Genomic DNA, 23700 nt, shown 5'->3' with positions numbered 1-23700 from the left:
TCCAGAACTCCATCCAAACCCTAAATGTTGGCGGAAACTCTCCTTATAGATTCGAGAGCGATTATAGCGCTTTTGCCCGGATTTGTCAGCTCCCTCTCTCGTCAGGAGCGGCAGAAGCTAACAGCGAGAGGAATGCCGCCTCGTCCAGAACGGCAACGCCCAGCGCCAGCGCCTTATCGTACTTCGACCCCGGCGATTCGCCCGCCAGCACGAAATCCGTCTTTTTACTCACCGAGGAGGACAACTTTCCCCCATGACGTCGAATCAGGGTTTCCGCCTCTGCGCGCTTCAGCGTCGGCAGGGTTCCGGTCAGGACAAGCGTCTTGCCCGCCAGCGCATCCGAAAGAGCCGCGTCCGCCTGCGAAGGCGACTCTGCCAGCCGAACGCCGCGCGCCCGCAAGGCGTCAATCAGGATGCGGTTGTCAGCATCGGCGAAAAACAGGGCGACGCTCTCGGCCACCAGCGCGCCGACGCCGTCGACCGCCGCCAGATCCTCGATCGAGGCTTCCATCAGTGCGTCCACGCTGTGGAATCGCTGCGCCAGCGCCAGAGCCGTCTCCTTACCGACGTGGCGAATCCCCAGGCCAAACAGGACGCTCGCCAAGGGACGCTGACGACTGGCCTGAATAGCCTCATAAACGTTCTGCGCCGATTTTGCAGCCATGCGGTCCAGCGTCATAAGGGATTCCGGGGTGAGCTGATACAGATCAGCCGGACTCGAAGCCAGTTCTGCATTCAGAAGCTGCTCAATCAGGGCTGGGCCAAGGCCATCGATATTCATGGCGGCGCGAGATGCCCAGTGTTCCAGTCGATTAGCCAGTTGCGCCGGACATTCCGAGCGATTGGGACATCTCAAGGCAATCTCGCCCTCTCGACGTACCACCGGGGTTTGACATGCAGGGCACTGAGTCGGCGGCGAAACAGGCGCCGGCGGCGGATCGGGCCGTTCGCCCAAGACCACGTCCAGTATTTCGGGGATGATTTCCGCGGCCTTTTGCAGGCGCACGACATCGCCCACGCGCACATCGCGGGCGGCCAGCTCGTCAAAGTTGTGCAGACTCGCCCGCTGCACCAGCGATCCCGAGATGAAGACCGGGCTCATAATGGCCACCGGCGTAATGACCCCCGTGCGCCCCACGCTCAACTCGATGGCCTCGACGCGGGTCTGGCGAATCTCTGGCGGATATTTCCATGCCACCGCCCAGCGCGGACTTTTGGCCGTGTAACCGAGGGCGTCTTGCAGGGCAAGATCGTCTACTTTGACCACAGCGCCATCGGTTGCAAAGGAGAGTTCTGCTCGTCTCCCTTCCCAGTGGGCGATAAAGTCCTGAACAGCTTCAATCGAGTTGCAGGCGGCGCACGCCGGACTGGTCTTAAAACCCATCGCCCGCAGCCACGCCAGTCTTTCCCATTGGGTACTCGCGCCGGTTTCGCCGCTGAGAGGCGTCACGCCATAGAAGAAGGCGTCCAACTGACGCGAGGCGGCAATCTGAGGGTCCAGTTGCCGGAGAGACCCGGCGGCGGCATTGCGCGGATTCGCGAATTCCTTCTGCCCCTTGGCTCGCTGTTCTTCGTTCAGGCGAATAAAGCTTTGCGTGGGCATAAACGCTTCGCCTCGAATCTCAAAGCGTTCCGGGAGCTCAAAAGGCGCATCGAGCATCCCCGTCACAGGCGCACGCAGGGGAATACTGCGAATGGTTTTCAGCGAAGCCGTGATGTCTTCGCCTTCGAGCCCGTCGCCGCGCGTCGCCCCATAGCGCAGCGCGCCATTCTCGTAGACCAGCGAGATCGCCAGCCCGTCTATCTTGAGTTCAGCGACGTATCGCAAGCGTTGCGAGTCGATGTCGGCCTGTTTCGCCAGCCGCTCTTGCCAGGCGCGCAGCTCTGCGGGGTTAAAGACGTTATCGAGACTGTAAAGCCGCTGCGGATGACGAATCGTCTGAAACCCCGCCGCCGGCGCCGCGCCCACGCGCTGGCTGGGACTGTCAAAGGTCACCCAGTCAGGATGGCGGGCTTCAAGCGCCAACAACTCTCGATACAGGGCGTCATAGTCGGCATCCGGCAGCTCGGACTTGTCCAGAACATAGTAGAGATAGTTATGGCGATCGAGCGTCTGGCGCAAGGCGTCCAGGCGCTCACGGTCTGCGCGGGAATCGAACGTCGAGGCGGTCATGGGCGTCTCTCCGGCTCAGGCGGGCTGGCAGCGACTATACCCGAAACCCGCCGCGCCGAAAACCGGTCCGCAGAACGGCCGTTGACTTCGCGGGCCGCGCCGGTACAATGGGGAGGATTGCCCTGCGGAGCGGTGTCCGAGTGGTTTAAGGTGCAGTCCTGGAAAGACTGTGTTCGGCAAAACCGAACCGAGAGTTCGAATCTCTCCCGCTCCGCCAGAATCCCAGCAAGGGGAAGGGATTTCGGGCCGCAGGCATGCGTTTGTTACGCTGGACGCAAGGGGGAAAGCCTCCGGCCTTTATCAAGTAGATTTAAAATGAAGTGATAGAAGTGGATAGGTTCTGACTTGCAAAATATGGTTATACACGAGGACGCACAAAAGAATTTACAAATGGATGATAAATTTTTTCAATAATCCATTCAGCCATTTTATCAATTGGAGAGACGATAAGAGGGATAACGGCAATACCGGTCGCCATCGGTAACGCTTTGGCAATCCGGGGCCAATTTTTAGCAGTGGCATTTAAAAGACCAGTCGGTTTTAAAATATTTTCCGTCTGACGCTTTACAAAATCGACTATCAAAGCCGGAACAAAATAACTGGCGATTCCTTGAAAAATACCGGCCTCTCCACCCATGACCAATCCGTCAAAAGTCGCGTCTTTTTGCGACATACCAGATTTAATCGCTTTATTATAAGCTCTGAAACCTGTTAAAAATGCGTCGGTTAAAGCATAGAGTTCAACCACTTTAAACGTGAGGTTTTTGAGGGCCTCGCCAATCAAAGGCTCCAGGGCAACGCCAAACTCGTTCGTATATCCCAGGTAACGTGTCAAGCCCATACGCAAAGGATTATTATCTGTCAGAAATTTTTCTTCTTTCTGAAAAACATCTTGTGAAAAGGAAGGGGTTACAGAAGAATTATGTTGAAATGCCCTGAAAACCGGAGGTTGAGCAATAGGACGATACGAATATTCAGCAGGCTGATTGAAGGAAAGCAAGGGCATCGATACTCATCTCATCATGGAAGTTCAAACAATCGGCCAAAAAAGTGACTATAGAAAAGTGACTGTATGATAAACGCTCCTGAAAATAAAAGTTGTCCGTTGACTTGTGCAACGAGCGCCCACAAGGCGACTCCAGCCATGACAAATGGGGAACAGGGACAACGCGCCTGCCTTTAGGGGGAAGCGCTCAGCGGAATCAGCCGATGGGCGCATCAAGAGCGGGTAAGTCGGCCCGGGCAGACGCTATTCCAGCGCAAGGGTCATGCGGGCGGGGAGGTGATCGGAGCCGAGGGCGGGGCCGACGGTACGCTGCGTCACCCGCAAGCCGGGACTGACCAGACAGTGATCAATCGGGATCATCAGCGGACCCCACCCTACCGGCCACGAGGGCGGGAATCCCAAACCCTGTTGCGCGGTATCTGTCAGAGACAGCGAGCTTTTCAGGCGATTGAACTGATAAGACCAGGGTGTGGCGTTAAAATCACCGACAATCAGAAACGGATTCGGCGTCTGGCGGCCTTTGGCTATCAGCGCATCGAAAACGCCCCGCTGACGACGCGCCGACGAGCCGCTGGTGGGATGCTCCGGGTGAATGACAAACACCTGAACCACGCGGTTTTCAAGGCGCACCTGCGCGCTCAGATAGGAATCATAAGGCGGAATGAACTCGCGACGCGCATGCGCCAGTGGGAACCGACTCAAAAGCGTCGTATCGCCGCCATTGCCAATCAGGCGATAGGGATAGCGGGTCATCAGGTTTTCATTCGCACGGATAGCGCGCATCCAGTGAGGCGTCACCTCCTGAAGCGCCAGAATATCTGGATGATTCGACCCCACGAATTTGAAAAACCGCTGGTGGTCAATGTTTTCATCGTGAAGATTTGCCTGCATCATCGTAAACGAAGCGGCATGAGTCGACAATGGCGGCGCAGGGGCTGGCGCCAGCAGGCTTTTTAAGGCCACACCCGCCAGCGCGACGCCCGCCAAAGCGAACAACGCCAGCGCCGGACGCCACGAAAACGCCGCAGCAAGGCCAAGCGCAAAAAAGGCCGCCAAATATTGCGGCCAGAAGGCCGATAGCATCTCGAAAGGCCAATAACGCGGGCTCAGCCAGAGACACCCAATGGCGACAGCCAGCAATCCCAGGCAGAACATCCACAACAGCCAGCGCATCGCCGGATTGTCCTTTATCATCAACTCTCGCCGCAGCGTCAAGGGCGACGGCGCTCTATTCTACCCGCGCCCCACGACGACGGCAAGGGAGTGACAAGGCGGAGGCAGGCGGAGGCAGGCGGCGTCCGCGCGTTCGGTCCGTGGTATTATACGGGCCATTCTGTAGGAGAGTCCCTGTTTTGAGGGAAGAAATATCAGCACGAGGGCTTTGTAATGCTTCCTTCCGGATTCTGGCGCGTCGCGCCGCTCACGCTGGCATTGGCGCTCACGGCGGCCATGCCCACCATGTCCATACAAGAGGCCTATCGAACGATTCCCCAACGCCAGACCCCTTATAACGCGGGCATTTCTCGGATTCGAGGAGCGGAGCAAACGTATCTCACGACCGTGTTCGAGTTGACGGACGTCGCCACCGCCATTCGCACGGATGCCATGCGCTGGCTTCAGTCCGGCGCGCGGCGAGGAGCCGATCCCATTACCTCAGAGCAGGCCCTCAAAGGGGTTGAAGATCAGCTAAACGCCCTGACGCCGCCACGTAAGCTATCCGGCGTGCATCGCGCATTACAGGGCGCGCTGTTCGCCCATCGCCAGACGATTGCCTCCTGGCAGCGCGCGACTGATGCGGATTTGCGCGTGAATATGAATCAGCCCGAGATTCAGCAGGCGCATCGCCAGATAGAGCGCGCTTACCGCAAGCTGTTGACGCTCTACGCCAACGAGCCGGAATACAATCAGCAGGCGTTTCATGACACGCTGGCCGCGCTGGATTTCTTGCCCCTGAAGACCCAGACGGCTGCGCCGCGTCCCTGATTAGAGACGTCGCTTACAGGCAGGCGCGATTTCGACCGCTTTTCTTGGCGAAGTACAGGCGACTATCAGCCGCTTTGGTAAGCACTTCAGGCTTTTCAAACGTCTGAATATCGTCAGGATTTGAGAATTGGGCATGACAGGCGCCCACGCTAACCGTCATCGCGCCGTGATCGCGTTGATTGCGAATATAATCAAGCCCCGCCTCGTTCAGCTTGTAGTCCGACCGGCGCTCGCCCTCCCAATCGATGGCGCGAACCGCGTTACACACGCCTTGCGCCAGCGCCTGACTTTCGTCGCGCGTCAAGCCCGAGGCCAGAATGGCGAACTCCTCGCCGCCGTAACGAAACACCTGCGGGTCGCCCTTCTGGTTTTCCAGATAGCGCTGAACGGATTCGGCCACCTGCCGCAACACCCGATCGCCGCCCTCATGACCCAGCGTGTCATTGACCTTTTTAAAGTGGTCGATGTCGAGCATCAGCGTCGTAAAGTCGCCTTGGCGAGCCTTTGCCTCGTCTGAGCGCTGCTTCAAGGCGTCGTCGTAAGACTGGCGATTGGGAACGCCTGTCAAAGCATCGCGCCCGACGAGATTGCGAAGATTCTGAACCGTCCCCATGCCCAGATCCAGCAGGTTATGCGCTTGAGAGAGAATGGGGGCCGCGATGGGAATACGCTTCTCGCAGCGCTCCAGCAGGCTGATCAGCATTTTAAAGATGAGTTCCAGCTTGGCGAGCTGGTCCAGAGGGTTCGAGCGGCGGAAATTCCGGGATTCCGGCAGCGCCGCCAACGGATCGCGGTCCTGGCCGAATCGGGGCGCAAGCAGCGCGCGGGGGGCCGTAATGCCGCCAAAACTGTCGCCGGATCTGGCGCCTGAGTCGCGAGTAGCGGGAAACGCCTGCGGTTGAGCGCCAAAACGGAGGGAAGACAAAGCCACTGACATAAAACGATATCCTAAGCAGAAGAAGGGCGAAGCAACAGGGAACAGGGGGAAACCCATCGGGATAACGACACTAACGCCTCTCAACCCGATTTGTTGCCATTTTCGTTACGCCCTCTCTTTGCGGTATGCTGGCAAGGGTTAGGGCGATCGCGCCCCGTCGGAGGCCCTCGCTGTGCAGACCCACGCCAATTTCGCGCTTGAAGATTCGCCCCGAACGGCTGATGTGTTGGGGATCCCGGTCCGCTGCGTTGACGCCGACAGGGCTTTGCGCCTGATAGAAACAGCTCTTGAGCAGACGGCTGTCCAGAACGCGCCTGCCCAAGAGGCCTATCTTGGAGATCCGGGCCGCACGACGCCCCTGCACGTGGTCACGCTCAACCCCGAGATGATCATGCAAGCCCAGCAAGATCCTGAGCTGGATGATATCCTGAAAACTGCTGGTCTGAGCATCCCAGACGGCGCGGGCGTTGTGTGGGCGCTTCGCCGACAGGGGATCGCGGTTCAGCGCCTGCCGGGCATCGAACTGGCGGAAGCCCTGCTTGCGCGCGCTGCGCAACGGGGCTGGCCCGTCGCGTTCATCGGAGCGCAAGCGGCGACGCTGGATGCGGCCATCGCGGCGCTGTCGACGCGGTATCCGGGTCTGGCGGTCGCTTACGCCCATCACGGATTTTTCTCCACAGATGAGGAAGAAGCCGCCTGCGCCCAAGCGTGCGCCGATGCGCGGCCCAAAGCGGTATTCGTGGCGCTGGGGGCCCCGCGACAGGAGAAGTGGATCCGACGCCATGCGGGACGCTTTACCCCGAATACGGCGCTGTTAGGCGTCGGCGGCAGTCTGGACGTGTGGAGCGGACTGAAACGCCGCGCCCCGGCTGTCTTACGGCGCCTGAATCTGGAATGGGCCTATCGCATTGCCAGCGAACCGTGGCGTTTGCAGCGCACTTACAAAACGTTACCGCTTTTCGCCCTGAAAGTGCTATGCTACAGGGGGTCTTGCGACGCACCCGCGTCACGCCCGTCGTGACGCCTTGTCAGACGCCTTGCCAACTGCGCGATGAGCGCATTTTACAGGCAGCGCGCTTCTCCAGACCTGTCTCACGCTTTAACACGCTTGTCTTCTGGTTAGAATACGCCCCCTACGCCCGCCCATGTCCCTCCACCCACCCTCTTCCCGCCTGAGCGTCCCGCAACTGCGGGAGATTGCCGCCAAACTCCGTCCCGTCGCGCTGTCGATGATCTTCGAGGCGCAATCCGGGCATCCCGGCACGTCGTTTTCGTGTCTTGAGATTTTGCTGGCCCTGTGGCTCGATCACATGCGCCATGACCCTGCCCAACCTGACTGGCCGGACCGGGACCGTTTTGTCCTCTCGAAAGGACACGGCGCGCCTGCATTGTACGCCGTTCTAATGGAAGCGGGGTATATTCCGTGGGCGGAACAACCCACATTGCGCCGGATTCATTCCAATCTGCAAGGACATCCGGCGTCTCGTTATGTCGCAGGCGTTGATGTTTCGACCGGATCGCTGGGACAAGGACTCTCCTGCGCCGTCGGCATGGCGCTGGGGCATCGTCTGGATGGCCGATCGTCCCGCGTCTACGCCCTGTTAGGCGATGGCGAGTGTCAGGAAGGCAACGTATGGGAGGCCGTCATGAGCGCCGCCCATCACAAAGTCAATCGGCTGACGGCGATTGTCGATCGCAATGGCCTGCAAATCGATGGCGCTACCGAAAACGTGAAAGCGCTCGGCGAACTGGCCCCTAAATTCAGCGCGTTTGGCTGGCAGACGCTGGAGGCCGACGGGCACGATTTCGAGGATCTGCGCCGCGCGCTGGCCGAAGCCGACCGACTGGCGGACGCGTCTGACCGGCCGACAGTCATTATTGCGCGCTGCGTCAAGGGAAAAGGCGTGTCGTTTATGGAAAACGCCGCCGGCTGGCATGGCAAGGCCCCCAACCGCGATGAGTTTGATCGCGCCATGTCCGAATTAAACGCGACGCTCGCGGGATTTCAATCCTAAACGCGCCTTAAAACGTTGCCAAACGGGCGCCAAAACCTTGAAGCCGTCTAATTTTACGCGTTCGGGAAATAATAATTGCGGTACGTCTGACCGGATAATAGCTGGGGGTCAATCCATGGCGGGCTGACGCCGGCCTTCTGATCGGCGCTGAAGTTGTTATAGGCTTCCACGGGCGGGAGCATAAACGGGTTATAGCGAATCAGCTTGCTGTTGTTAGCGATACTGGCGGGCATGCCGCCCTTGTGCTGGAGGTGGTAGGCCATGGATTCCTGTTTGGCCTCTTGCTGGCTGCGCGCGTACGCCTGACGCAGCGCCGATTCCGCTGCGGCCATCAGTTGGGCCTGTTGCGCCGCCCAGACGGCCTGCATCTGCGCCATTTGCTGGGAAGACGCCGTCAACGGAAAGGCCATCGGCGGTAACTTGGCGACAAAGGTCATCTCGCCGGGCGCAACCGATCGCGACGCAGGGGCCGGGGCCGGACCCGCAGAAGCCGACGCAACCGGGCCAGAAACAGCCTGAGCCGGCGCTGGCGCAGCAGCGCGCGCGATGGGAGAACCCGCCATAGACTCAGCAGAACGCGGCGCAGGAGCCGCTTGCGGATGCTGCCACGGCAGATGTGACGATAAATTAGCCATATTCGGCATCGGGGGCAAATGCAAGGACGAGGTGATGCCTGCAAGCGAGGGCAATTGCGGCGTATGCAGCGCGCCAAGAAAGCCTGAAGACTGCGAGCCGTCGGAGTTAGTGGGCGCGCCCGGCGTAAACGCCCCTCCCGCAAAGCCAAATTTAGGCGCGGATTGCGCCGTCAGGGCGGGGCCGCCGAAACGCAGCGCGGTAAGTCCTGTCACAAGTAGTCCCATCCCAAAGATTTGTAGGGAAACAGCCTAGCATAATGGCCGTCGGAATAAAACCCGGCCCCCGCGTTTAATTGCGCCCACGGAGAAAAATTTACATTCTGGCCCGCAAAGCGCCCGCCCGTACTGCCGATGCAAGCAACGCAATCCAGGCAAGGCCTGCCAGAGCGCATAGCGCGAGGAGCGCCGAACGATATCCGATCGCCTCTCCCCAGTACGGCATCAGAAACGATCCGGCCGCGATGCCAAAGTCATTGAGCAGCGTAAACGTCGCCATGGCCGCGCCTTGGCGGCAGGCAGGAGCGCGATCCGAGGCCAGCGCCATCAGCGACGGCTGGACGCATCCGGCAGAAAGGCCGTAACAGGCCGTCGCCGCCAGAAACGACAGGGGATTCGAGGCCAGGGCCAGCGCCGCCACCGACAGAATCGTGAGCGTGACGCCCGGCAGGGCGACGATTTCGCGGCCAAAGCGATCTGCCCAGGGGCTGGTGACCGCGCGCGAGGCGATCAGGGCGATTGAAAAGACGGCGTAAAACCAGCCTTGAGAGGGCAGGCCTTTTTCGGACGTCAACAGAGGAGCATAGGCCATCATCGCGCCGAACAGCAGGGTATTGCCCGCCATCATCCAGCCGGGGAATAAAGCGCCAGCCTCGATCAGCCGCGCCAGACGCCAAGGCGAGCCCGACAGCTCGCCCGACTCTCTCACAGCAGTCGCCCGCTGGATTTCAGGCGTTTTCAGCGCCAAAGGCAGCGCTCCCAGCGCGGCAAGGGCCGACAGCCAGAAAGGGGCCAGCGCGCGCCAGCCCGCCATCCAGAGCCCCAGAGCGGGGGCCGCGGCCATGGCGATCTTGATGGCATTGCCAAACCAGGCCAACGCCTCGGCCTTACGCTGGGGCGGCGACTGGCTCAGCAGGGAAGCCGCCGCGCCGGTGTAAAACAGGGCGTAACTCGCGCCTTGAATCAAACGCGCGGCAAGCAAGGGCCAGAATCCGGGCGCGAAAGGATACGCGGCGGCGCAGGCGGCAAAGCCCAGCAGGCCCATAGTCATCAGCCACGCGGGAGCGACCCGGTCGGACAACACGCCCGCAAACGGCCTGACCAGCAGCGACGCCGCCAGAAACGCCGAGAGCAGCGCGCCCACCTGCAGGCCGTTCATCTGGCGCTGAGCGAAAAATACCGGCAGAATCGGCGTTAGCGCGTGATAAGCCCCGAACAATAAGACCGTACACGCGCACAGGCGAATGAAAGAGGAGGTCCATAACGGCGGCGACGCAGTGTCCACGCCCAAAACAGGCGCGCCGCCCGCAGACCGGCAACCGCCTGAAACCATCGGAACTCGCATCGCCCGGCAGCATAGCACAGGCGATCCGGCGCATGGGAGGCCCGCCAAAGCCAGAGGCGCCATTTGCCAGCGACCCGCCCTTTGTGCTTACAATAAACCCCTGCGCGTCCGCGCTTGTGATGCATAGGAGGAGCCTGCAGCCCGATGACCTCGACCATTACCCAAATCGCCTGCGACCTGAACGAAAAAGTCGACAACTGCTATCAACTGGTGCTGGAAATCTCCGAAGTGGCCAAACGCCTGCTGGAAGACGCCAAAGAGAAGATGCACGACGATCCGTTCTCGTCGGTCAGCTCCTCGCCAGAAAAAGTGATTTATCAGGCCCTTATTATGAAGGCCAGCGAAATTGATATCGGCAACGGCCTGATTGGCTAGGACGAAGTCAGACGGGGTGATTTAGACGCTCACGTCTGTCAGGATTCCGGCTCGCTGTCAATGGTATAGACCTGCGCCTCGTCATCCCACGCGATACTGAGCGCGTTAGGACGGCAACACACCTGGCAATCTTCGACATAGCGCTGAACAGAACCCCCGTCGGGATCAATAAACGCGCTATTGGTCTGGAAGCAATACGCGCAGGTAAAAAAGCTATCCATAAGCCCTGTTCTGGTTTTGCGACGGCTTGATTATACCTGAAGCCAGCGCGCCATGCAGGATGCGATTACGACGTCATTACAGCGCATGCTGAATGCTTGTCGGACGCGGCGGAAATCGCTAGAATAAGGGCCATCCCATAATCACATGGCGTTGACGCGATGAGTGGCTTATGAGTCGTCATTACCGGGCTTTCAAAAAACGCAGAGCAGATCGCGACGCGTGGGAACGACAGGTAGACTCGCTGGCGCGGCAATTGTGCGCCCCCGAGGAACTGAGCGACTATTTCCGCCGACGTAAGGCCCTGCGCGAAATGGGCAATTCGAGGCGAATCCGGCTGTTTCCCGTCTGGCGTCGCCATCGCGAGCGCGCCCAGCGTATTGCGCGCCTGCGCGAGAAGTTTCCGATTCTGAGAGCGCTGCCCTTGTGGGCGCTGGCCGCCTTAGCCCGGTGGCTGTAGGGCTCAGCCGTGATCATGACGTCTGTTCCTGACGGGCAAGCGACGCAGGCCCCGTTTATCGCCGCCATGTTGATTCCAACCGGCATTGGCGCGCGCATCGGCGGCTTTGGCGGCGACGCAACCCCATGGCTGAATCTGCTGGCGACGTGCTGCGATACGATCATCACGCATCCCAATGTCGCCAATGCGGCGGTTTTTCAGCAATTGCCTCCCAACGCGCTCTATGTAGAAGGCTACGCGCTGGATCGGTTCTGGATGGGCGAACTGGCGTTGCGCCCCACGCGCAGCAATCGGGTCGGCGTGATTCTGGACGCAGGCGTCGAGCCGCGCATGCGCACCCTGCACCTCAACGCGATTCACGCCGTGCAAACGGTTTACGGGGTTTGCATTTCTTCGGTGGAAGAAACGGCGCAGCCCCTAAGCCTGAGCCTCCATGACGACCCCTCCGGGGCGGCGTCCGGGAGCGTGACGACGCTGGAACCTCTCTTGGCGGCTTGTCGCCGGGCGATCGCAAACGGCGCGCAGGCGCTGGCAATCGCCGCCCGCATGCCGCCTTCGGATTCCAACGCGTATAAGGCAGGAAACGACGTGGACCCCATCGCGGGGCTGGAAGCGCTGCTCTCTCATGCCGTCAGCGAGGCGTTTGGCCTGCCTTGCGCCCATGCGCCCGTGTTCGACGAAGCCGACGCCGCCCCCGCGATGGATACGCTGGTCGATCCGCGCGCCGCCTCAGAATTTATTGCGCCCACCTTTCTGCCATGCGTTTTAACGGGTCTGGCGCGCGCGCCGCAACTGGCGCCGACCCGCCAGAACGCCCTTGCGCAAGGGGAGAGACCGCCAGCGACGATCCTGGCGCAGGACGTGTCAGCGCTGATTGTTCCGGCAGATGCGCTGGGCGGCGCTGCGGTGTGGCAGGCGCTTGAACGGGATATCGCCGTCATCGCCGTGCAAGACAACGCCACGCGCATGCGCGTCGACGCGGCGGCCTTAGGCGCGCCTCGCGGGATTATCGAGGCGGCGAGTTATTTTGAGGCTGCCGGCGTATTGCAGGCCTTGCGCCATGGCGTCGCCAGCGCTCAGGTAACGCGCCGACGGGCAGGGGCATTGCCCGAGGCGCCGGGCGTTTTTGAGCTTTTTTGAGCTCTTTTTTGAGCTATAGTAAAGCCTTATTGCGCATGCCATCGCAGGGAGCCCCGCCATGACCGATGTTCTCAATCCGCCCCTTGACGGCCTGAGCGCTTGCGAGCTTTTTGAGGGCTCCGGCGCCGGGCTCACTTACGATGATTTTATTCTGCTGCCCGGTCATATTGATTTTTCTGCGGATGACGTGGGGCTCGATACGCGCCTGACGCGCGAGATTCGGCTGAAAGCGCCGTTGGTCAGCTCGCCGATGGATACGGTCACCGAGGCCGAGATGGCCATTGCCATGGCGCTTCAGGGCGGCATCGGCATTATTCATTACAACAACACGATTGAGGAGCAGCGCTCGCTTGCCAAGCGGGTCAAGCGTTATAAAAACGGCTTCATCACCAATCCGCTCACCCTCAGCCCCGCCCATCGGATCGCGGATATTGACGAAATCAAGAAAACGCACGGGTTTTCGGGCTTTCCGATTACAGAGCAGGGGCGCATGGGCTCCAAACTGGTCGGCATTGTCACCAATCGCGACATTGATTTCATTCAGGACCGCTCGCTACCCCTCTCCGAGGTGATGACCACCGAGCTGGTGGTCGGGCGCGAACCGTGTACGCTGGAAGAAGCCAATCATATTCTGCGCCAGAGCAAGAAAGGTAAATTGCCAATCGTCAACCAGAATTTTGAGCTGGTGGCGCTGATTTCAAGAACCGACTTGCTCAAAAACCGCGATTATCCGCTGGCCTCGAAGGACGATAACAAGCAGTTGCTTTGCGGCGCCGCCGTGGGCACGCGCGAAGAAGACCGCGATCGCGTCGCTGCGCTGGTCGAGGTCGGGGTCGACGTGGTGATTATCGATTCGTCGCAAGGCGATTCGACCTTCCAGATTGAGATGATTCGCCACTTGAAGGCCGCTCATCCCCAGCTTCAGGTGATTGGCGGCAATATTGTGACGACGGCGCAAGCCGCTCATCTGATTGACGCAGGCGTTGACGGCCTGCGCATCGGCATGGGCGTGGGGTCTATCTGTACCACTCAGGAAGTGATGGCGGTTGGCCGTCCGCAAGCGACCGCCGTCTATCGCGTGGCGGCGTATGCGGCGCGTCGGGGCGTGCCGGTATTGGCCGACGGCGGCGTTTCGACGATTGGTCATATCACCAAAGCCTTGGCCCTGGGCGCTTCGACGGTCATGATGGGCTCGATGCTCGCCGGTACAGAAGAAGCGCCGGGCGATTATTTTTACAAAGACGGCGTGCGACTGAAAAAATACCGGGGCATGGGCTCGGTCGAGGCCATGAACAAGGGCAGCGCCTCGCGTTATTTCAGCGAGAAGGACCGCATTCGCGTGGCCCAGGGCGTCTCGGGCTCGGTGGTGGACAAGGGATCGATTCATCGCTTTGCGCCGTACCTGATTCACGGCATTCGCCATGGGTTTCAGGATTTGGGCGCGCGCAACGTCGCGGCGCTGCATGAAGCCTTGTACGCCAACCGTCTGGCCTTTGAGCGCCGATCGCCCGCCGCTCAGGCGGAAGGCGGCGTCCACAGCCTGTACAGCTACGAAAAAAGCATGATGTAAGCGCAGCGAGCGCTGAGCCTGAAGCCGCACCCCCTTGGATTTTACCAACGGTCTGGCTATAATGCGGGTAGAATTAATGTGTCTCGCGCGCCCATTCAACCGCCGCCGTTTCCAGAAAGGGATTGTCTGGATGCCTCTTCAGTCTCCCGAAATCGCCATTCGAATTACCGGCTATGCGTTATTATCCGGTGGGGTTTGAATGCGAGCATCTTTTAAACGCTTTCCTCAAAAACCGCCGGGCCTCTCGCTCCGGCGGTTTTTGCTCATAAGAGCCCAGGAGTCCGCGTCTTATGCTGGTCCATCATTCGTTCTCTCGTTTTCCCGCGTCGCCGCCTCTACGCCTTGCGCCGCAGAGTCTGGAGTCTGTCATGGCCGTTAATCAAAGCAAAGTGCCGGACCAATGGACGCTTGAGCATCTGTTTGACGCCATTCGCGACGCACGCTCGCGCCTGCGCCCGTACGTCAAGGCGCTGCGACTGCCCGAATCGTCGGAGCGCTCGGATTTCGCCATTACGCCGCTGGTTCAGGCGGCCAGCGGCGCGGCGCACTGGTTCAAATGCGAGACGCAGACCGTCACGCGCGCCTATAAAGTCCGCGGCGCCATGGTCGCGATGCTGCGCGCCTATGATAAAGGGCGCCGCGCCTTTGTAACAGTCTCCACCGGCAATCATGCGCTCGGCGTGCTGAAGGCCGCCGAACTGATTCAGGAAAAGTCGCCGACCCCCCTGACCGCGACAATTGTCGTTCCAGAAAACATCGCTTCGATGAAGCGCGAAAAGCTGCTGCACACGATTGAACAACTGCGCGATCGCAGCGCCTTGCGCGCAGAACTGGTCATGCAGGGACAATCGTTCGAGGACGCCCGCACCGTGGCGCGTCTTCGGGCCCAACGCGGGGATCATTACGTCGATCCCTTTGGCGACTACGACGTGATTTCCGGGCAAGGCACCATTGGACTCGAGTTGATTGATCAATTGCGCGCGCATCTGTCGCAGCAAACCGACTCCTGGGAAGAACGGCGGCCGGTATCGCTGGTCTCGCCAGTGGGCGGCGGCGGGCTGCTACTGGGGATTTCCACCGCCCTGCGCTTTGGCTTTGCCGAAGACGCGCGCCTGCGCAATCAAACGCTGCATCTGAACGGGCTGCGGCTGGCGGATATGAATTCGCCCTACGGCGACGCCATTCGCGTATTGCAGATGAGTCCGACCAATCAGCGCCTGCTGATGCGTCTGGGCGTGAATCTGCGCGAGATTCCCGACGATGCCATTCAAAGCGGTCTGGCCTGCGTCCGCGCCGAGCTGGGACGGCTGGTCGAAGGGGCTTCCGGCGCGGCGGCGTCTCCCGCCGTGGTCGCCCGCCTGCTGGCCGAGGGGCATCGGGTGGTGAGCATCCTCAGCGGCGCCAACGTCGATGAAGGCGCTTACGGGCTTTGATCTTTGGCGCGCGGCTGCAAGAGGACGACGCACATGCTTTTGTCGTGGTACGCCACGCGCAAGGGTTTTGCCGGGAATTCGCACTGAGCGCCGCTTAAGTCCTCTCGCGTAAACACCCACGCCACAACGCCATGACGCCGCGCATACGATTCCCACCCCGGCAGAAACCAGAACGCATTTTGAGAGGCTGCTGACCAGCGGTCGCCATACATATCCATGCGGGAATCCAGAATACCGCGGGTTTTTAAATTCGACCACAGCAGATAGCTGCCCACATGAGGCCGCGAAATCACGAGCCCGGGCGGGGGATGATCGCGCAAATAGGCGAAAGCGCCCGCGAAAGCAGCGCTAAATGGGAACGAAGCGGGAAAAGCGCGAACATTTGCGAGTATCAGCCCCATCGCCAGTATCAACGCGATGAACAACGCCGGCTTATCGTTTTCCAGAGAAAATCCTGAGAAAAGCGCAGGACCATTGGCGCCCGCAGGCGTTCGCCGCGCCCACGCCTGTCGTATCGCCCCTGCCACGCCGGAAACGGCGCTTGCGACAAACGGCAAGCCAGCGAGGGCGAACAGATAATAATGGCGCAACGATAACAGCGCCAGCGGAAACGTGAGCGCCAGCAGCACGCGGTCGGCAGCGCGAAGACGCGGGTCGCCCCCTCGAAAAACGGCGGCAATCACCGGCGTCACATACAGCGCCAGACGGGACGGCTCTAAGTGAAACGCCGGCGACTTCAGCTCCATAATACTTTGATTCATGTAGGGGCTGTCGGCCAGTTGCGCAAAATAACTGTACAGCGTCGCGCCATACGGATTCACCAGCGTGGCCAGCGCGCACAGCGCCCACAGCGCCATCGGCTGCCATTGGCGCACGGCGATCGCTTGTGCGGCGCAGTAGACAGCCAGAATGGCCAGGCCCGGCAAAAAGCCTAAATGAGTATTGGCCCACACCAGAAACAGTAGCGGCAGGAAAATCCAGCGCCGACGCCACGGAGCCCTGGATCCACCGTGATCACGAGAGAAAAGCGCCATCAGCAACGCAGTCAATATCAGGCTCCATGACATCGGGCGCGCGATGGCAAAAGGCGCAAGTCCGGCCAGGGCGAACGCGCCACTGAGGACGATATCAGGAACGCTCGCAAATCCTTTTCGGTACAGCCAGCGCACCAGGATCACAAACGTCAGGCCGAAAATCGCTGCGATCAACAGCACCACGCCATGCAGCCCGGCGGCGCGAAAAGCAAGCGCCAGCGCAACTTCAAACAGCCACTGATAGCAGACGATGGGAACAGCCGCCAGAGAAGCGATTCCGGCAGAAAACGGGTTGGTCGCGGGCAGCGCCCCATGGGAAAGAATCCACTCGCCTGTTTTGATCAGCCAGCAGGTGTCACTATCATTCAGAATATTAATATTCAGGCGCGTCAGCGCAGGCGCCCAGAGCGCAAACAAAAAAGCCAGCATGAAAAACACGCCAGACAGTCCGGGAAACCCAATCAGCGAACGACACAAACCGCCGAGGCGAGTCCCGAAGCGATCTGACACCTGATGCATAGATAACCAGCGTCCTTCTGTGGCTTATTCTGGCTATGGCCTGTTCTGGCGGCCTCTCTCTACCCGATACCGGGCCGCTCTGGAAGAGGAGATGGTGTCGAGGGGGGGACTTGAACCCCCACGGATTGCTCCACACGCCCCTCAAACGTGCGCGTCTACCAATTCCGCCACCCCGACGCAAGCCCGTTCGCCGCCTTTCAGCAAGCGCGCGGTACTGCGGCCCGGTCTGCCTGATTGTACGCGCGAGGGATTTGCAGTGTCAACCGTACCCGGACGGTCTTTGCCCGCAAGGTTTTCGAGGGGCTTCCAGCCCGGCGGGTTTTGGGTATAATGACCCTCACAATTGAATAGCCTCTGGAAGTGATCCGAATGGTTAGGAAGCCGCCTCGAAAGCGGTCGCCCCTCACGGGGTTGCAGGTTCGACTCCTGTCACTTCCGCCATTTTTTAGGGGTTTTTTCAGCCGGAACCGAGACCCAGGGATTTCCGGCCAGATAGAAGCGCCACGGGAGATCCACGCCCTGAGAAATACCGATGCGCCCGGTGGCGACGATCGGTTGCCCGGTCGGCAGGGGCGCATCAGCCGCCCACAGAGTCAGCTCGCTGTCGGGATGCGTTAGATCGATTTCGTTATGCCGCTCGCGGGTAATGCCGAGCGCCCGCGTGAGACGGCCCGGACCGTGAGTGCGCAGCGCGCCAGCGTCGTCATTCAGCGGCTGAAGCGCGCGAAACAGCACGGCGCCCGCCCGGCCCGCAGGCTCTGTGACGACATTCAGGCAATAATACATGCCGTAAATGAGGTAGACGTAAGCCAGCCCCGGCTCTTTAAACAGCGTCGCCGCGCGGCCCGTTTGCTTGCGAAAGGCATGGCAGGCGGGATCGTCCTGGGTGTAGGCTTCGGTCTCGACAATCCGGCAGTCGAGCGGAGCCGGATGGCCGGGCAAGCGGGCGCGTAAGCGGCATCCCAGCAATTCGCGGGCGACGCTCAGCGTGTCGCGCGCAAAGAAATCGACCGGCAGCGGCTGATCAGCGGATAAATTGAAAGGCGGTGACGTCATGGGCGCGAATCTCGCGTTGATACCGCTTGCCAGTCTAGCGCCAGGACGCCCAACAGGTCGAGCCCCCCAGCGACCATAATAAAGAAGCAGAATCTCCTCTATCTGAAGCGGGCGCCAGTGAACGCCGCAGGCTATGTTATGATAAGGAGCATGTGGGCCCGGCGCTCTCGTTCCGCCGCTTTGGTCTGCGCGTTATCCGCCCGGCGGGCGGGGTTACGCAGCCGCCTCTTTTGAAAGTCCGTCACCCAAGGCCCTCTCATACGAGATCAGTATGACCCTCACGAAGACGACCCGCATCTCTGTTTCACCCTTGGAGGATTCCGCGTGCCTGACAAGCTAATCGTTACAGGCGGACGCCGCCTTCACGGGGAGATCGCCGTCTCCGGGGCCAAGAATTCTGTCTTAAAGCTGATGGCCGCCTCGTTGCTCACCCCTCAGCCCGTGCATTTAACCAACGTGCCGCAATTGAGCGACGTCAATGTGATGGCCGACGTACTGCGCCACCTCGGCTGTCGCGTCACGCAAGCCGGGGCGGAAATGTGGATTCAGGCCGACTCGATTACCTGTAACGAAGCTCCCTACGAACTGGTCAGCCGCATGCGGGCCAGTTTTAACGTATTGGGGCCGTTGCTGGGACGCTTTGGCGAGGCGCGCGTCTCTCTGCCGGGCGGATGCTCCATCGGCAAGCGCGGCATCGACCTGCACGTGATGGGATTACAAGCGCTCGGGGCTGACGTGGAGATTGTTCACGGCTATGTCGAGGCGAAGGCGTCTCAACTGCGGGGCTCTGAGATTGTGCTGGATATCCCCAGCGTGGGCGCCACGGAGAATATTATGGTATCGGCCGTTCTGGCCGACGGGGCGACCGTGATCGCCAATGCGGCCCAGGAGCCGGAGATCATTGATCTGGCCAACTTCCTCAATACGCTGGGCGCTGACGTCAGCGGCGCGGGGACCAGCCGGATTGTGATTCAGGGCGTGTCGCGCGCGTCGTTGCGCGGCGGCAGCTATACGGTTGTCCCCGATCGCATTGAGGCGATGACTTATTTAATGGCCGCAGCCGGCGCACAGGGGGATGTCACGCTGCATCGCGTCAACCCGGCCCATATGCAGACCGAGATCTATAAACTCGTGGAAATGGGGGCAGAGATTGAAACCCCGACCCCGAACTCGGTGCGCATTCTCGCCACCCGGCGGCTGATGGCTCAAAATATCGTAACGCTGCCGTATCCCGGCTTCCCCACCGATTTGCAGGCCCCGATGATGGCCCTGCTGACGATCGCCGACGGCGTGGGCGTGATTCGCGAGACCATTTACGAGAACCGCTTCCGCCAGGTGGGCAACCTCAAGCGGATGGGCGCGCAGATTGAGCAGGACGGCAACGTCGCCATTGTCACCGGCGCGCCTTTCCTGAGCGGGGCGCAGGTACGCGCCAGCGATTTACGGGCGGGCGCCGCCCTGGTGATCGCCGCCCTGCATGCGCGCGGCGTCAGCGAAATCGAGGGTCTGGAACATCTGGATCGCGGTTACGAGACGCTGGACGCCAAACTTCAGGCGCTTGGCGCTGATATTGCCCGCGTGACGGTTGAAGACGACGCCGCCTCATCGCAACCCATGGAGAATCGCGCCGTATGAGCCAGGACGATGCTGCGCCCCAGTTAGGCAAGCGCTGGTACGATCACGACCCCCTGCTGATTGAAGTTCTGGACTTGCTGCGGACGTTTCCGGACGATGTGCGCGCGCATGCTCAGGCCTTCCTTGAAAAAATCGAGGCGCAAGTGGGCGCCGAGGCGCTTGAGGAGTTTTACGCCCTGTCAAAACCGCCGCGTCAAGGCAATCGCTGGTATGATCAGGATCCCATTGTCTCTAAAGCAGTCGAACTGCTTCGTGTTGCGCCACAAGACGCGCAACGGCGCGCAGCGCTGCGTTTTCTCGACGCCATGAAGCGCCAGGGACTTGAAGCCGTCGCCTCCGGGTCGCCTTCATCTTCATAAACGCTCCACGTCTGGAACTGGGGCGCGCCCTGACTTGCCCCGAACCGCCGGAAGCGTTTTACCCGGCGGTTGAAGCGTTTAACGCCGGGCGTTTTTTTGAGTGTCATGAAATTCTGGAAGACGCCCTCTGGCGTCCTGAACGCGACCCGGCGCGGCGCGCGTTCTATCAGGGCTTGATTCAGATTGCGGTGGGGTATCACCATGCGCATCGCGACAATCGTCTGGGCGCGCGGCGCTTACTGGCTCGCGGCGCGCAGCGATTGGCCGCCTGCGGGTTCGCAGACGGATACGCGTGGATCGACGCGCCCTCTTTCCTGGCGGGCGTCCGTACAACGCTGGCGGCGATAACGGGCGGCGAAAACGAGCTGAATCCGCCGCTCAGGTTTTAATCTTAAGAAGATGAGATGGTCGCATCTCGCCACTGGATAGACTCTTCCGCGTCATCGGGGGCCTGCGGCGAAGAGAATGCGGAGGCGGCCGTGCCGCTCCAGACGGCGGAGCGCCCGAGGTAAGACTCGTTCATGTCGTTCACGCGGCGGCCCATTTCCCGGAACATGATTTTCTGGAAGGGGCTCATTTTCTGGAAATCCTGCGCGACCGAGTCTTCGAAGACGACGTAGGCCGTGACTTCCGAGGCAGCAATGGCTGTGGCGTTGCGGGTGTGTTCATGACTGAGCAGGTACATTTCGCCAAACATGTGACCGGGGCCTAATTCGGCGATGCGCAGCAAGTCTCCCGATTCGGCAGACTCGCGGCAAATCATGACCGTTCCCAGCTTGATGATAAACAGGCGATCGCCTTGCGCCCCCTGATGAATGATGGTTTCCCCGGTGGCAAAGCGTTGTTCGTAGCCCTGCAGCATGGCATCGCGTCCTCGTGTATTCACCGGGTTTCTGCAACCCGCAAGCTCGCTGGAGCCTAAAGCCCCCGACGGGCGCATGAGAAGGCCTTGCGCCGATGGGAATTCAGGCCCTGTAAATTTGTCGGCCAAAGCGCGCTAAACTTGAGGGGGAACCAAAATTGTTACAAAACGTCGACCTTCCCAGACGACGCGATGCCGGGCGAAGGGTTTATAATCGCGGGATGAGAGCTGCGCAGCAGGACGTCGCCAGCGCCAGGAGCCGGATCCATTGTCTATAACTGTCTATCCAGGAGCCGAGAGATGAGACGTACGCAAGGTCATTCGCTGGCAGGCGCCAGATTGTATCCCAGAGGGTATTCTCTCTTGAGCGCCGGGGTAGGCGCGGCGTTCTTGCTGAACGTCTGCTTGACGACGCAGGCCGCCGCCATCACGGCGGAATCGCTCAACGCGTATCAGCAGGGCGTCGCCGCCGAGCGCGCCGGAGACCTGAAAGCCGCCGAAAGCGCGTTTCGCAAGGCTATGGAGACGGATCCAGACGACGTCCTGAACTATATTAAGCTGGCGTCGACCTTGGCGCAGATGGGGCGGCTGAATGAGTCCATCAGCCTGTATACGCGCGCCAGTGAGATGGATTCTCAGGATCCCATGCTGTACTTCACGCTGGGGAGCCTCTATGAGCAGGTCGATGACCCGATTAAGGCGGAAGCGGCGTATCGCGCGGGGCTGCGCAAGAATCCGGATTATCGGTTCGGCGAGCTGAATCTGGCCCGAACGCTGGCGCGTCAGGAAAAATATACGGACGCCATCGCGGCCTACCAGAGCTTTCTACAGGCCTATCCCGATCATTACGAAGGCAGGCGTAATCTGGCCCATCTGCTATTGGCGACCAATCAGGAATCGCAAGCGGTTCCACAGTTTGAAGCGCTCAAAGCCAAATACCCATCGCGCTTTTCGGACCATCTGGCGTTGGCAAAAGCCCTCAATCGCTCCAATGAACCGGCTCAGGCGCTGGAAGAACTCAAGCTCGCCTACGCCAAGGACGGCGACAAGGCGGAAATCGCCTCCGAAATGGGCGCGGCTAATCTGGCGCTGGGACAAACGCGCTTCGCCCTGCTGAATTATCGCAAGGCCGCCGATCTCGCCCCGGAAAATCCCGCCTTCGCGGCGCGGCTTGCCGAACTGTACGCCGCCAATAATCAGCCGGCGCAAGCGATTCCCTATTACGAGCGCTACGTCCAACTCACGCCCAACGACCCTCGGGCGCGCCAAGCCCTGGCCGACGCGTTTGTTAAAACCGAGCAGTATCCCAAAGCCATTTCGCTTCTCGATGAGCTGCTGTCAGGAGCGGACGGCCAAAGCGACGCGCGCACGCATTATGTTTTGAGCAAGCAGCGGGCCTACGCGCTTCAAATGGACGGAAAATCTGACGCGGCGATCGCCGCTTACGAAGCGCTCTACGCCGCGCCGGACGGCCAGCAGGATCGCCAGCTCCAGAAGAATCTCGCCATTGCGTATCATCGCGCCGGGCGTCTGGAGGAGGCGACAACGCTGTATAAGGCCGTTTACAACGCCGATCCCAAGCAAAACGCCTCTGTGGGCGACGACTTGGCCAATGCGCTCACGCATCTGGGCGATCGGCTGTATCAGGCGCATGATCTCAAAGGCGCGCAAGCCCGCTACGAGGAGGCCGCTCAATACGCAAAGGCGAGCAACGTCGCCCCGATGCTGGGCATGGCCACGTTATCATTCCTGGCGCGGCAATCCCAGCCGGGAGAGGCGGACAAGGCCATCGGGCTGTTTGAGCGCGTGCTGGCGGCCGATCCCGGTCACCAGCCCGCCAAGATTTATCTGGCTCAGTTGAATATCGAGCGCGCCCAGCCCGAAAAAGCCGTGGCGCTGTTAGAGCCGGTCATGCAGGAAGAAGGCGCGGCGCTGGCCACCGACCCGGAAGCGCTGGCGACGCTGGCCAACGCGTATATCGCCCTCAAGACGCCGGAAAAAGCCGTTGCAGCTTACGAGAAAGCATTACAGAAACAGCCTGACGACGATCGTCTGTTGATTTCGCTGGGCAACGCGTGGCGTTCCATGGATTCTGCGCCCAAGGCGATTGAAGCCATGCAAAAGGCGCGTCAAATTAATCCGTCCAACCCTATGGCCTCGTATAATCTGGGCATTTTATACGGCGAGGCCAGCCGGCTGACCGAATCCGAAGCCGCGTATCGCGAAGCCATCCGCGCCGAAGCGGGATTTCTGGACGCGTATTACGGTCTGGGCGTCAGTCTTGAGCGTCAATCGCTCTATAACGAGGCCATTGCCGCGTATCAAACCGCCGCCGCTTCGAAGGGCCGGTATCAGGGACAGGCGCAAGAGCGGATTCGCCTGCTGACGCCGCTGGCGGCCAAGCAAAAACCGAGACCGGGGGCATCGCCTGCCGCAGAAGCGGGATTGCCTTCACAGCCGCCGCCGCTGGCGCGTCCGACAGAGCCGCCCCAGCGTTCAGGTCTTGTAGAGCCGTCGCCCAAAACGCTGACCCCACAAACCACTGACAATCAGGCGCTTTCTCAAAGCCGTCCGCTGGCGCAAGAGGCCATGACGCCTCCTGCAACTGCAAACGACGCGTCGAATGCGCCCATTTTGCGAGCGCGTCCAGTGGTTCCCATTGCGCCGTTTGCGCCCGCGCCTTATGATCAGCGGACGTCTTCGCCTTAGTGAGACGATTCCTGCAGGA

At 60.5% G+C, this 23700-nt stretch carries 22 protein-coding genes and 3 tRNA genes; 14 read left to right on the top strand and 11 right to left on the bottom strand.

The window, feature by feature from the left end; translation table 11 throughout:
- Positions 1-85 precede the first annotated feature (85 nt).
- Positions 86-2173, bottom strand: coding sequence for an NAD-dependent DNA ligase LigA (gene ligA / locus IPK79_09025; protein ID MBK8190573.1), 2088 nt, complete (start codon positions 2171-2173; stop codon positions 86-88).
- 126 nt (positions 2174-2299) lie between these two features.
- Between ligA and IPK79_09020 the strand changes: the two genes are divergently transcribed.
- Positions 2300-2390 (top strand) — tRNA-Ser (locus IPK79_09020).
- A gap of 141 nt (positions 2391-2531) precedes the next feature.
- On the opposite strand, the gene IPK79_09015 is transcribed toward IPK79_09020, so the two are convergent.
- Both IPK79_09015 and IPK79_09010 read right to left on the bottom strand, forming a co-directional pair.
- A complete protein-coding gene (locus IPK79_09015; protein MBK8190572.1) occupies positions 2532-3179 on the bottom strand; it encodes a hypothetical protein in 648 nt (215 codons plus the stop codon).
- 243 nt (positions 3180-3422) lie between these two features.
- The gene (locus IPK79_09010; protein MBK8190571.1) at positions 3423-4373 is read right to left on the bottom strand and encodes an endonuclease/exonuclease/phosphatase family protein; all 951 of its coding nucleotides are present in this window, start codon (positions 4371-4373) and stop codon (positions 3423-3425) included.
- A gap of 192 nt (positions 4374-4565) precedes the next feature.
- Here IPK79_09010 and IPK79_09005 point away from each other — a divergent pair, with 192 nt between their 5' ends.
- On the top strand, positions 4566-5162 hold the full coding sequence (locus tag IPK79_09005) for a hypothetical protein (GenBank protein ID MBK8190570.1): 597 nt from the start codon (positions 4566-4568) through the stop codon (positions 5160-5162).
- A gap of 13 nt (positions 5163-5175) precedes the next feature.
- On the opposite strand, the gene IPK79_09000 is transcribed toward IPK79_09005, so the two are convergent.
- Positions 5176-6093 carry a GGDEF domain-containing protein gene (locus tag IPK79_09000; GenBank protein MBK8190569.1) on the bottom strand — a complete coding sequence of 306 codons (918 nt, stop codon included), beginning with the start codon at positions 6091-6093 and terminating at the stop codon, positions 5176-5178.
- A 178-nt stretch (positions 6094-6271) separates the two neighbouring features.
- Here IPK79_09000 and IPK79_08995 point away from each other — a divergent pair, with 178 nt between their 5' ends.
- Positions 6272-7120 (top strand): WecB/TagA/CpsF family glycosyltransferase, encoded by an 849-nt coding sequence (locus tag IPK79_08995; protein MBK8190568.1) that lies wholly within the window; start codon positions 6272-6274, stop codon positions 7118-7120.
- Positions 7121-7244: 124 nt separating this feature from the next.
- Positions 7245-8114, top strand: a complete 870-nt coding sequence (locus IPK79_08990) for a transketolase (protein MBK8190567.1) — start codon at positions 7245-7247, stop codon at positions 8112-8114.
- Positions 8115-8167: 53 nt separating this feature from the next.
- On the opposite strand, the gene IPK79_08985 is transcribed toward IPK79_08990, so the two are convergent.
- Together IPK79_08985 and IPK79_08980 are read right to left on the bottom strand one after the other, a co-directional pair.
- Positions 8168-8962 carry a hypothetical protein gene (locus tag IPK79_08985; protein MBK8190566.1) on the bottom strand — a complete coding sequence of 265 codons (795 nt, stop codon included), beginning with the start codon at positions 8960-8962 and terminating at the stop codon, positions 8168-8170.
- 100 nt (positions 8963-9062) lie between these two features.
- A complete protein-coding gene (locus IPK79_08980) occupies positions 9063-10298 on the bottom strand; it encodes an MFS transporter (GenBank protein MBK8190565.1) in 1236 nt (411 codons plus the stop codon).
- Positions 10299-10454: 156 nt separating this feature from the next.
- Here IPK79_08980 and IPK79_08975 point away from each other — a divergent pair, with 156 nt between their 5' ends.
- Positions 10455-10685 (top strand): hypothetical protein, encoded by a 231-nt coding sequence (locus IPK79_08975; GenBank protein MBK8190564.1) that lies wholly within the window; start codon positions 10455-10457, stop codon positions 10683-10685.
- A gap of 38 nt (positions 10686-10723) precedes the next feature.
- Here the strand turns inward: IPK79_08975 and IPK79_08970 are convergent, their stop codons facing one another.
- On the bottom strand, positions 10724-10906 hold the full coding sequence (locus IPK79_08970; protein ID MBK8190563.1) for a CPXCG motif-containing cysteine-rich protein: 183 nt from the start codon (positions 10904-10906) through the stop codon (positions 10724-10726).
- Positions 10907-11076: 170 nt separating this feature from the next.
- On the opposite strand from IPK79_08970, the gene IPK79_08965 reads away from it, so the two are divergent.
- From IPK79_08965 to IPK79_08950, 4 genes are all read left to right on the top strand, one after another.
- Positions 11077-11364 (top strand): hypothetical protein, encoded by a 288-nt coding sequence (locus IPK79_08965; GenBank protein MBK8190562.1) that lies wholly within the window; start codon positions 11077-11079, stop codon positions 11362-11364.
- 15 nt (positions 11365-11379) lie between these two features.
- Complete coding sequence (locus IPK79_08960) at positions 11380-12504, top strand: DUF3326 domain-containing protein (protein ID MBK8190561.1); 1125 nt, start codon at positions 11380-11382, stop codon at positions 12502-12504.
- 58 nt (positions 12505-12562) lie between these two features.
- The gene (guaB, locus tag IPK79_08955) at positions 12563-14074 is read left to right on the top strand and encodes an IMP dehydrogenase (GenBank protein MBK8190560.1); all 1512 of its coding nucleotides are present in this window, start codon (positions 12563-12565) and stop codon (positions 14072-14074) included.
- Between the two features lie 290 nt (positions 14075-14364).
- Positions 14365-15507: a pyridoxal-phosphate dependent enzyme gene (locus IPK79_08950; protein MBK8190559.1), complete on the top strand. Its 1143-nt coding sequence runs from the start codon at positions 14365-14367 to the stop codon at positions 15505-15507.
- Here the strand turns inward: IPK79_08950 and IPK79_08945 are convergent.
- Positions 15495-17060, bottom strand: coding sequence for a hypothetical protein (locus IPK79_08945; protein ID MBK8190558.1), 1566 nt, complete (start codon positions 17058-17060; stop codon positions 15495-15497). The genes IPK79_08950 and IPK79_08945 overlap by 13 nt on opposite strands.
- Positions 17061-17152: 92 nt before the next feature.
- Positions 17153-17237 (bottom strand) — tRNA-Leu (locus IPK79_08940).
- A gap of 179 nt (positions 17238-17416) precedes the next feature.
- On the opposite strand from IPK79_08940, the gene IPK79_08935 reads away from it, so the two are divergent.
- Positions 17417-17501: transfer RNA gene (locus tag IPK79_08935), tRNA-Ser, on the top strand.
- Here IPK79_08935 and IPK79_08930 read toward each other — a convergent pair.
- A complete protein-coding gene (locus IPK79_08930) occupies positions 17490-18116 on the bottom strand; it encodes a DNA-3-methyladenine glycosylase (GenBank protein ID MBK8190557.1) in 627 nt (208 codons plus the stop codon). The two genes, IPK79_08935 and IPK79_08930, sit on opposite strands and share 12 nt — an antisense overlap.
- A 324-nt stretch (positions 18117-18440) precedes the next feature.
- Between IPK79_08930 and murA the strand changes: the two genes are divergently transcribed.
- The 3 genes from murA to IPK79_08915 are packed head-to-tail and all read left to right on the top strand — an operon-like array spanning position 18441 to position 20499.
- The gene (gene murA / locus IPK79_08925; GenBank protein MBK8190556.1) at positions 18441-19751 is read left to right on the top strand and encodes a UDP-N-acetylglucosamine 1-carboxyvinyltransferase; all 1311 of its coding nucleotides are present in this window, start codon (positions 18441-18443) and stop codon (positions 19749-19751) included.
- Positions 19748-20110 (top strand): hypothetical protein, encoded by a 363-nt coding sequence (locus IPK79_08920; protein ID MBK8190555.1) that lies wholly within the window; start codon positions 19748-19750, stop codon positions 20108-20110. Before murA ends, IPK79_08920 begins: the two co-directional genes overlap by 4 nt.
- A gap of 29 nt (positions 20111-20139) precedes the next feature.
- Positions 20140-20499, top strand: coding sequence for a DUF309 domain-containing protein (locus IPK79_08915; GenBank protein ID MBK8190554.1), 360 nt, complete (start codon positions 20140-20142; stop codon positions 20497-20499).
- Positions 20500-20501: 2 nt separating this feature from the next.
- Here the strand turns inward: IPK79_08915 and IPK79_08910 are convergent, their stop codons facing one another.
- Positions 20502-20972 (bottom strand): cyclic nucleotide-binding domain-containing protein, encoded by a 471-nt coding sequence (locus tag IPK79_08910; GenBank protein MBK8190553.1) that lies wholly within the window; start codon positions 20970-20972, stop codon positions 20502-20504.
- Positions 20973-21272: 300 nt separating this feature from the next.
- On the opposite strand from IPK79_08910, the gene IPK79_08905 reads away from it, so the two are divergent.
- Complete coding sequence (locus IPK79_08905) at positions 21273-23681, top strand: tetratricopeptide repeat protein (protein ID MBK8190552.1); 2409 nt, start codon at positions 21273-21275, stop codon at positions 23679-23681.
- Positions 23682-23700: the final 19 nt, after the last annotated feature.

The organism is Vampirovibrionales bacterium (genome assembly GCA_016712355.1).
GTDB lineage: Bacteria > Cyanobacteriota > Vampirovibrionia > Vampirovibrionales > Vampirovibrionaceae > JADJRF01.
Note: the sequence above shows the minus strand (reverse complement) of the source record. Positions and strands in the feature narration are given on the sequence as shown.

What these genes read in the sequence shown, in the direction of transcription:
- ligA (MBK8190573.1), bottom strand. Translation starts at nt 2,173, where the DNA reads ATGACCGCCTCGACGTTCGATTCCCGCGCAGACCGTGAGCGCCTGGAC.
- IPK79_09015 (MBK8190572.1), bottom strand. Translation starts at nt 3,179, where the DNA reads ATGCCCTTGCTTTCCTTCAATCAGCCTGCTGAATATTCGTATCGTCCT.
- IPK79_09010 (MBK8190571.1), bottom strand. Translation starts at nt 4,373, where the DNA reads ATGATAAAGGACAATCCGGCGATGCGCTGGCTGTTGTGGATGTTCTGC.
- IPK79_09005 (MBK8190570.1), top strand. Translation starts at nt 4,566, where the DNA reads ATGCTTCCTTCCGGATTCTGGCGCGTCGCGCCGCTCACGCTGGCATTG.
- IPK79_08990 (MBK8190567.1), top strand. Translation starts at nt 7,245, where the DNA reads ATGTCCCTCCACCCACCCTCTTCCCGCCTGAGCGTCCCGCAACTGCGG.
- IPK79_08980 (MBK8190565.1), bottom strand. Translation starts at nt 10,298, where the DNA reads ATGGTTTCAGGCGGTTGCCGGTCTGCGGGCGGCGCGCCTGTTTTGGGC.
- IPK79_08975 (MBK8190564.1), top strand. Translation starts at nt 10,455, where the DNA reads ATGACCTCGACCATTACCCAAATCGCCTGCGACCTGAACGAAAAAGTC.
- IPK79_08970 (MBK8190563.1), bottom strand. Translation starts at nt 10,906, where the DNA reads ATGGATAGCTTTTTTACCTGCGCGTATTGCTTCCAGACCAATAGCGCG.
- IPK79_08965 (MBK8190562.1), top strand. Translation starts at nt 11,077, where the DNA reads ATGAGTCGTCATTACCGGGCTTTCAAAAAACGCAGAGCAGATCGCGAC.
- IPK79_08960 (MBK8190561.1), top strand. Translation starts at nt 11,380, where the DNA reads ATGACGTCTGTTCCTGACGGGCAAGCGACGCAGGCCCCGTTTATCGCC.
- guaB (MBK8190560.1), top strand. Translation starts at nt 12,563, where the DNA reads ATGACCGATGTTCTCAATCCGCCCCTTGACGGCCTGAGCGCTTGCGAG.
- IPK79_08950 (MBK8190559.1), top strand. Translation starts at nt 14,365, where the DNA reads ATGCTGGTCCATCATTCGTTCTCTCGTTTTCCCGCGTCGCCGCCTCTA.
- IPK79_08945 (MBK8190558.1), bottom strand. Translation starts at nt 17,060, where the DNA reads ATGCATCAGGTGTCAGATCGCTTCGGGACTCGCCTCGGCGGTTTGTGT.
- IPK79_08930 (MBK8190557.1), bottom strand. Translation starts at nt 18,116, where the DNA reads ATGACGTCACCGCCTTTCAATTTATCCGCTGATCAGCCGCTGCCGGTC.
- IPK79_08920 (MBK8190555.1), top strand. Translation starts at nt 19,748, where the DNA reads ATGAGCCAGGACGATGCTGCGCCCCAGTTAGGCAAGCGCTGGTACGAT.
- IPK79_08910 (MBK8190553.1), bottom strand. Translation starts at nt 20,972, where the DNA reads ATGCTGCAGGGCTACGAACAACGCTTTGCCACCGGGGAAACCATCATT.
- IPK79_08905 (MBK8190552.1), top strand. Translation starts at nt 21,273, where the DNA reads ATGAGACGTACGCAAGGTCATTCGCTGGCAGGCGCCAGATTGTATCCC.